Source organism: Nosocomiicoccus sp. HMSC067E10, assembly GCF_001810835.1.
Lineage (GTDB): Bacteria > Bacillota > Bacilli > Staphylococcales > Salinicoccaceae > Nosocomiicoccus > Nosocomiicoccus ampullae_A.
The window spans coordinates 26,308-34,507 of the sequence record NZ_KV802748.1 but is presented as its reverse complement, the minus strand read 5'-3'; the positions used below and the strand labels follow the sequence as shown (position 1 = coordinate 34,507).

Annotated in this window: 7 protein-coding genes and 1 pseudogene; 5 read left to right on the top strand and 3 right to left on the bottom strand. The window is 38.1% G+C overall.

The features are described from left to right. Positions 1-481: 481 nt before the first annotated feature. The 3 genes and pseudogenes from HMPREF2767_RS01460 to HMPREF2767_RS01450 all read left to right on the top strand — a co-directional run bounded on the left by HMPREF2767_RS01460 (position 482) and on the right by HMPREF2767_RS01450 (position 3,018). Positions 482-1,536 (top strand): annotated as a pseudogene (locus HMPREF2767_RS01460) (2,3-butanediol dehydrogenase). A 105-nt stretch (positions 1,537-1,641) separates the two neighbouring features. Next, positions 1,642-1,938 (top strand): rhodanese-like domain-containing protein, encoded by a 297-nt coding sequence (locus tag HMPREF2767_RS01455; protein WP_068129412.1) that lies wholly within the window; start codon positions 1,642-1,644, stop codon positions 1,936-1,938. Between the two features lie 183 nt (positions 1,939-2,121). Further along, a complete protein-coding gene (locus HMPREF2767_RS01450) occupies positions 2,122-3,018 on the top strand; it encodes a nuclease-related domain-containing protein (RefSeq protein WP_070622337.1) in 897 nt (298 codons plus the stop codon). A gap of 521 nt (positions 3,019-3,539) precedes the next feature. On the opposite strand, the gene HMPREF2767_RS01445 is transcribed toward HMPREF2767_RS01450, so the two are convergent. After that, positions 3,540-4,232: an ABC transporter ATP-binding protein gene (locus tag HMPREF2767_RS01445; protein ID WP_070622335.1), complete on the bottom strand. Its 693-nt coding sequence runs from the start codon at positions 4,230-4,232 to the stop codon at positions 3,540-3,542. A 1-nt stretch (position 4,233) separates the two neighbouring features. Beyond that, a complete protein-coding gene (locus HMPREF2767_RS01440; protein ID WP_070622333.1) occupies positions 4,234-5,244 on the bottom strand; it encodes an ABC transporter permease in 1,011 nt (336 codons plus the stop codon). A gap of 78 nt (positions 5,245-5,322) precedes the next feature. On the opposite strand from HMPREF2767_RS01440, the gene HMPREF2767_RS01435 reads away from it, so the two are divergent. Next, entirely contained in the window at positions 5,323-5,985 is a 663-nt protein-coding gene (locus tag HMPREF2767_RS01435; RefSeq protein ID WP_070622332.1) for a response regulator transcription factor, read from the top strand. Beyond that, entirely contained in the window at positions 5,975-7,315 is a 1,341-nt protein-coding gene (locus HMPREF2767_RS01430) for a sensor histidine kinase (RefSeq protein WP_070622330.1), read from the top strand. Before HMPREF2767_RS01435 ends, HMPREF2767_RS01430 begins: the two co-directional genes overlap by 11 nt. A 189-nt stretch (positions 7,316-7,504) precedes the next feature. Here the strand turns inward: HMPREF2767_RS01430 and HMPREF2767_RS01425 are convergent, their stop codons facing one another. After that, entirely contained in the window at positions 7,505-8,128 is a 624-nt protein-coding gene (locus HMPREF2767_RS01425) for a hypothetical protein (protein ID WP_068129421.1), read from the bottom strand. Positions 8,129-8,200 lie beyond the last annotated feature (72 nt).

Genomic DNA, 8,200 nt, shown 5'->3' with positions numbered 1-8,200 from the left:
CTATTTTACACAATTATATGGACGTAACTGGTATGACCCCCTATCGTCGGCGAACTGAAATCTTCACCGTCGCTAACAGGGTTATCGTCGGCGAGTTTTTAAAATACCGACGGTAAACCGAGTATCGTCGGCGAAAAAGTGGTTTCTCGATAATTCGCCGACGATTCGGCAATTCCCGTCGGCGAATAGAAATTTGGCCGACGATGAGTCTCACAGCGTCGGTGGGAAGTTCGTTTCACCGACGATTCGCGCCAGCCCCGTAGGTTTTCATCGATTTGCGATAGTTTGTCCCATATTGTCATGCAACCCTAGTTTTTCATCGATTTAAAAAGAATAAAAGCCCGCTCCCCCACTCATCAATCGCCTAAACACACTCAAAAATTCTAACTTCTCACAAAATCGCCGAATTTTTTCTTCTTATTATGCATAATAATGAACGTTCACTGGGTATAATAGATATATAAATATAAAAGGAGTGTTTTTGAAGAAAGCAGTGGTTTACTATGACACGAAAGACGTCCGTATTGAAGAGGTCGAAGAGCCTAAAGTTCAAGATGGTCTTGTGAAAGTTAAGGTTGCTTGGACGGGTATTTGTGGTACGGACTTACACGAATATCTTGGTGGCCCGATCTTCATCCCTGGTGATGAACCGAACCTAATCACTGGTCAAGAGCGTCCGGTCGTTATGGGGCACGAGTTTTCTGGTGTCATTGAGGAGTTAGGTGAAGGTGTTGAAGGGTTAAACGTTGGAGATAAAGTATGTGTAAACCCAGCGTTAACGAATAACTTACACCCGAATCCGTTATATGACTTCTATAAAGAAGGTACTTTCATCGGTCTTGGTTGTGATAGTGCGTTCGCTGATTATGTCGTTGTTCCAAAAGAGAATATCGTTAAATTACAAGATTCAACTTCACTTAAAATTGGTGCACTTGTAACGCAACAGCTGTTGCGTTACAAGCGATTCGTAAATCTGAAATGGAATTTGCAGAGTCTGTTGCGATTTACGGTGCAGGACCAATTGGTCTCGTGACTGTACTTGCTGCACGTGCGGCTGGTGCGAGAGATATCTTCGTATTCGACTTATCAGACGAGCGTTTAGAAAAGGCGAAAGAATTCGGTGCAACTCACACATTAAATAGTGGTAAAGAAGACCCTATCGAGTATATCCACCAGTTCTATCCAGACGGCGTAGATCGTACATTTGAAGTTGCTGGTGTACCGATTACGTTAGAACAATCTATTAAATCAACTCGCCCAAGAGGTATGGTAACAATCGTTTCTATCTTTGAAAGAGCAATCGACTTCAACCCAATGTTACTCACAACAAGTGGTGTAAGAATTTCTTCTACACTTGGATACGAGCCAGACATTTTTGAAGCAACTGTGAAAATGATTGAATCAGGTCAAATCGACCCAAGCCCAATGATCACAAGTGAAATCGAGCTTGATGAAATTATCGACAAAGGTTTCAACACTCTAATTGAAGATAAAAGCCAAGCGAAAATCTTAGTCAAACTTAGCGGCGAAGAATAAGATTAGTTTCAAACATTGTATCCGAATCGGATACGGTGTTTTTTTGTATGCAATTTGGAGGAGTTCATATAAAATCAAATTAGAGATAAAGTTGGGAGGATTTTAATGGAACAGTTAGAAATGCTAAATTTTACTAAAGATGAATTACAAAAACTCGCGGACAACAAGCAGTTAATCGATGTGCGTTCAAAAGAAGAATACGATGAAGTACACATTCCAGGTGCGCTTCTATATCCACTTGACGAAATCGAGACGTTTGATTTACCGAAAGACCGCGAATATTATGCATATTGCCGCTCTGGAAAACGCAGTGAAATGGCATCACAATACTTAGAACAACTCGGTTACGAATTTAAAAACTTAAACGGCGGAATAATCGCATACGTCAATGAAGTGAAATAAAGATGAGGAGACTCATCTTTTTTATTTTGCATACAGATTTTAAAAATCTGCTATAGGAATTACTTAAAAACCGCGAATGTTTTTTTAAATACTACGTATTTTAAGAACGGAAACTAGAAAATTGCTTTTAGACTGATTGTACTTTATCAGCTAATATAAGCGTAAAACAGCTGGAGGTTTTGTATGTTGGAAAGAAGTTTTGCGCATCAGCAGTTGCGTGCGTTAAAGTGGCGCTTGCCGCTCAATGATGATGCTAAATATTACTTAGAGCGATTAGAGCGTGGGTTTGAAGGTGAAAATGAGTTTTCTGAGATTTTAGCTTCGTATAATACGTGTACAAGTATCCATGATTTTACGTTTGAAATTGATGGCTCGACGCGTCAAATCGATACTGTTTCTTTATCTAATAATGAATGCATACTATTCGAAGTAAAAAATTATATCGGTGATTTTATTTATAAAGATGATGAATTTTATGTATATCATAATATGCAAAAAATCCCGTCGCCTGTAAGGCAAGTCGATGAAGCGTCGAGTAAGTTTCGGGAGTTATTGCAGCGTATCGGTGTACGAAAATCGGTGCGTCATTATGTCGTGTTTATAAACGAGGAATTCCATTTGTATAATGCACCAGATCACCTATCGATTATTACCCGTGCACAACTGCGGCGCGTGCTAGACAACTTGGCAAGAAACCGAGATGCTGTGAATGATACCACTCTTCAGTTAAAGGAAAAGTTACTCGCGCATAATATAAAAGACACTCGCCCCGCACAAGTCATCTATCAATATGATAATTTAAAGAAAAATGTATTTTGCTTTAACGACGGTTCTCCGCTTCACCTATCTGGGCGAAATTCTTTTACTTGCGAGACATGCGATTTGAAAACCTCAGTAAAAGAAAGAGTTCTTGAAACCGCTCGGGACTTCTCTGTCCTTTTTCCGACAGAGAAAATTACTGTACCCGCACTCATCGACTTCTCAGGCGGGGTTCTCACAAAACACAATTTACAAAAAGTATTAACTGAAGAATGCGTGCGTCACAACAAAGGTCGCGGTACGCATTATACATTACGATGAAGAAGAAAAGCCCCGTAGTATTTTATCTTGTAAAGTAGCGGTGCGTGCGGACGGTGAATTTGAATGAGAGTGCTCGGCTAGCGGCTGGAAATTGGTTCGAATCGTCGGTGAATAGGATTATTCGCCGGCGACTCTTTGATTTCGGCCGAATCGTCGGTGAAATGAGATTTCCACCGACGCTATGGGACTTATCGTCGGCCAAATTTCTATTCGCCGTCGGAAATTGCCGAATCGTCGGCGAATTATTGAGAAGCCCATTTTTCGCCGACGATACTGTTGTTACCGTCGGTGAAATAAAAACTCGCCGACGATAATGCTGGCTGCGTCGGCGAGAGTTCATTTTCGCAGGCGATAACCAGAATCGACGGCGAATCCGGCACTCCACCGACGATTCTCAGTTAAATTACTCCCCCTCCCCACAAAAAAGATTCCCCCAAACTATCCTATATCTTTAGGGGGAATCTAGGAATAGTTCAGGGGAATCCGCGAGAATTCTACAGAAGGAGAAAGTTTATTTATCTCTATGCGCTTTCTTTATCTTGTATTTTTTCTTCTTGTAACTTGCCGCCTTTTAAGACGTATAGGCGATCTGCGTATTTGAAAATGCGCTGATCATGCGTGATCATGATGCATGCTGCGCCGTTTTCTTTGACGCGCTGTTGGATGACTTCGACGACTTGTACTGCTCGTTCGAAATCGAGTGATGCGGTTGGTTCATCTGCTAATATAAGTGACGGGTTATTCATAAACGCACGAGCAATTGCGACGCGTTGTTGTTCACCACCAGATAATGATTTTTGATAATGGTCGAGTCGGTGCTCAAGTCCAAATAGTTTAAGAATTTCTTCAGCACGTGCTTTTGCTTCTTTTTTACTCATACCCGCTTCACGTCCGACAAACTCGAGTTGCTCACGCACTTTTAAGTATGGCAGTAAGTGCGATTCTTGAAATATAAATCCAATTTCTCCGAGTCGTAAGTCTGTCATTTCGCTATCTTTATAAGACGTCCAGTCGTCTCCATCCATAATAATCTTTCCATCTGTTGGGGATAAAAGAGCACCGATAATCGATAGTAGCGTACTTTTCCCTGAACCGGACGGTCCATATAATACGACGAGTTCTCCACTGTCGACTTTTAAGTTGATATCTTCTAGCACTTCAGTTTGAGTATCACCTTTACCGTAAGTTTTTGATATATTCTCTAGCTTTAACACATTAATCCCCTCCTATCGCAGTTAACGGATCGATTTTTACGACTTTAATTACTGATAATAATGCGCCAATTAATGATACAACCATAAATGATCCAAATAATAACACGACTAATTTATTGTTTACGAAAAACGGCATCGTTACTGGTAATAAAGTACTCAGTAAGTACGTGAGGCCAATCGCAATTAGTGTGCTTAAAATAACGATGACAAACACTTCAGTGACGATCATCGATACCATACGTATATTTTTTGTGCCGATTGCTTTTAAAATACCGTATTCTTTCGTTTTTTGTATCGTTATAACGTAGAAGAATGCACTAATCACAATCGCAGAAATGACGAATAAAAACACGATCATTAAATTGAGTGGTAACTGCTCTGCTTGATAGCTCGGGATGCCGTTCATTAAATCTTTTTTCGTAATCGTCGTGATACCGTCTGCTTTAAACTCATCACTACCTACCATAATATTTACGTCGGCTTCTTTAATCTTTTCGAATCCTTCTTTTGTTGTAAAAGCGATTGGCGTGTGCGCGTACATTTGACGTTTCACAAATCCGCTTATCTTATACGTGATATCTGAGTCCTTTACTTCAACTGTATCGCCAACGTTATAGCTTGCTGCCATCGTACTGTCAACGAGTATTTCATCTTTTCCGTTTGGCTGACTTCCTTCAACAATATTTAAATTCACAGCATCGGTATATACGAGCTGTACGCTGTCGTTGTTTTCAAATCTTAGAGGTGTCATCGACAGACTTTTATAGCCATTGTCGCGTGCGTCATTTACGACATCTTCACTTAACACCGACTGCTGAATCTCGTTGTTTGAATCGTCTTCAATTAAAATTGCTTCGCCAGATAATGACTCGATCATTGATATATTATCTTTTCCAAGCCCTTGTGCTAAACTTGAAACAAACATGACTAAAAATGCGAGTAAAAATAAAATTATGCCGATCATTAAGTATTTGAATTTATAGTATTTGAGTTCTTTAAAAGCGATTTTCATTGGCTATCCCTTCCTTCACTGTGTATATTACACCGCTACTATGAACTCAATATGAACAAATTATTTTAGGAGGAAATTATGGTTAACATTTTAATTGTAGACGACGAAGCGTCCCTTCGTGATATGGTCGCATCAAAGTTACAGCCTGACTACACACCGTTTCTAGCTGAAGACGCTATGCAAGCTTTCGATATTTTACAAGATGAAAACATACACCTCGCTGTTGTCGACGTCATGATGCCGTATATGAACGGCTTTGAGCTTTGTAAGCATATAAAAAATGATTACGATATACCGGTCATTATGCTTACAGCGAGAAGTGAATTATATGATAAACGTGAAGCGTATCAAGCTGGAACGGATGATTATATGACAAAACCGTTTGAACCAGAAGAATTAAAATTTAGAATTGAAGCGGTCCTTTCAAGATACGGTCAATCATCAAGTACGACGATTGGAAATGTCACTTTAGATAGTAATGCGTACTTAATTGAAGTCGATTCTGAAACACTATATTTCCCGAGAAAAGAATTCGAGCTGCTTGAGAATCTTTTCATCAATTATCCGAATGTATGTAGTAGAGATATGCTCATTGAAGAAATTTGGGGATATGACTTTGAAGGTGACGAACGTACAGTAGACGTGCATATTAAACGTGTGAGAAAACGACTCAGTGCTGTAAACTCTCGTATTGAGATTAAAACAGTGCGCGGGATTGGATATCAAGTCCATGAACTTTAAACATTTGTCGACGCGTTTTATCGTCATTACACTCGTTGTTATGGCAATAAGCAGCATACTCGCATTCCTACTCTCAAACGTCTACTACCATTTTTATGAGAAAGAAAAAAACGACGCGCGCATTACTGAAACGTTATTAAAACAAAAAGAGTTTATAGAAAATGATAAGAGACCTGCTGAAGAAATTTTTAACCAAATCGCGAGTTTAGACTTTCAACTCGTCGTGATTAAAAACGGAGAAAAACAATTTTACGGCGATCCGTTTCGACTCGATAACTTGTCAGAAGATGCATTGCAAGGTGACATCTATCACGGAATTAAAAATCGACCGTTCAACATTTTAATTACAGGATTCTTTGACAATGAAACGAAAAACACAGTCGGTACAAATGTCACAATTCACGGTGAGACGTATTCCGTATTTATGAGACCAAACGTCGGAGAAAGTATGGGAGAGTTTCGTATATTTTTAGCGATTCTACTGAGTCTTTTAATCGTTTTCTCGATTATATTTGTTGCTTTATCGTCTAACTTTATAATCGCACCGGTCATTCGGTTAAAGAATTTCGCCAGTGACATAAGGTTAGGAAAATATACGACAGAAAACATTGTCACTAGACGCGATGAAATCGGAACACTGCAACGTGAGATGGCGCATATGAGTCAAGCGATTCGTGATCAACAAAAAACGAACGAACGATTCGTCGCAAACGTGTCACACGAAATCCAGTCGCCTATCGCGAACTTACTCATGCAACTTGAATCATTAAAACGAGAATACAATAAAGACACGATTCAAAATATGGAACACCAAGCGAAGCGACTGAGTGGGTTAACAAAGCAACTGTTACTCCTCGCTTCAATTGAACAGAGTGAATCACAGCTAGAGAAAACGCACTTCGGTGCACGACCATTTATTAACGAAATCGTCCAAAGTCAGTCATACATGCTCGACCAAAAAGAAATCTTTTTAATGACGCACGTTGAAGATATCGAAATATATGGCAGCAGCCATCTCTTATATCAGGCGATTACGAACCTACTCACTAACGCGATTAAATACACGAATCATTACGGTGAAATCAATATCTATGTCAGAAAAAACAATGAGCGTGTAGCAATCATCGTAGAAGATGACGGCATCGGTATGAACGAAGACACAAAAGCGCATCTATTCGAGAGATTTTACAAAGACCATCGTGCCGAAGACAACATCCCATCAAACGGTCTTGGAATGGCCATAGTTAAAGAAATCATCGACCTACACGGCGGTGAAATAGAAGTAGAGTCTGAAGAAGGAAAAGGTACGAAAATAACGGTGACGGTTTAAATAGACCGAATTTACTGCGCAAATTCGATTATTATACTATCTCTTAGATTGATGCATTTTAATTTATTTTAAATACTTTATCACTATATGTTGATAAAAGATTTCATAAGTAATAGTTGTATATTGCACTATTACTTATGATTTTTATATAATAGTCCATATTTAAAACCATCAGTTTTGCTAAGGTTTTTAATTATATTCTTCTAAGAATTTTACTGAAGATAAATATTGTTGATAATCTAAAATTGCTTTAATAATTTTTTGGAAATTTATTACTAAATCTTCAGTAATTAGACTCTCATTTTCTATATTTTTGGAGAATGAGTAAAATTCATCGATTTCTTCTTTAGTATTAAGGACTAAATTATCTTCAGGCCCATGATATATCATTCGGTTATGATAATATAAATCATAGAGCTCTGTGATTAACTCTTTAGCACTTCTAACATTGAGTTCTTGGCGCAAATATCTTGGATTTGTTATAAGCTCATATTCATGCGACGATATATTTCCTTCCCCACCTCCACCGCCGGTATCTAATCCACCTCTATTTTCTTCAAGTTTCTGTTGCAATAATCTGTTTTTATCATAAATTAGCTCTAATTGCTTCTTAATGCTATTCTCTCTGTTAGCTAGCTCTAAAATAATGTTTGAAGATTCTAGTTTAATATCATCAGCTTCTCTTATTTTATTAATTAACACATCGAAAAGTTTCTTAAATTCTTTATAAAATATTAATATTACTAACAAAATTAAAATAGGAAAAGTAAAATGCATATATAACATTTCAAATGTACTATATATTTTATTCATCTAACACACCTTCTATCAACAATAATTTGTTTCTATTGACTATTATTAAATATTATTATATTATGAATCTAA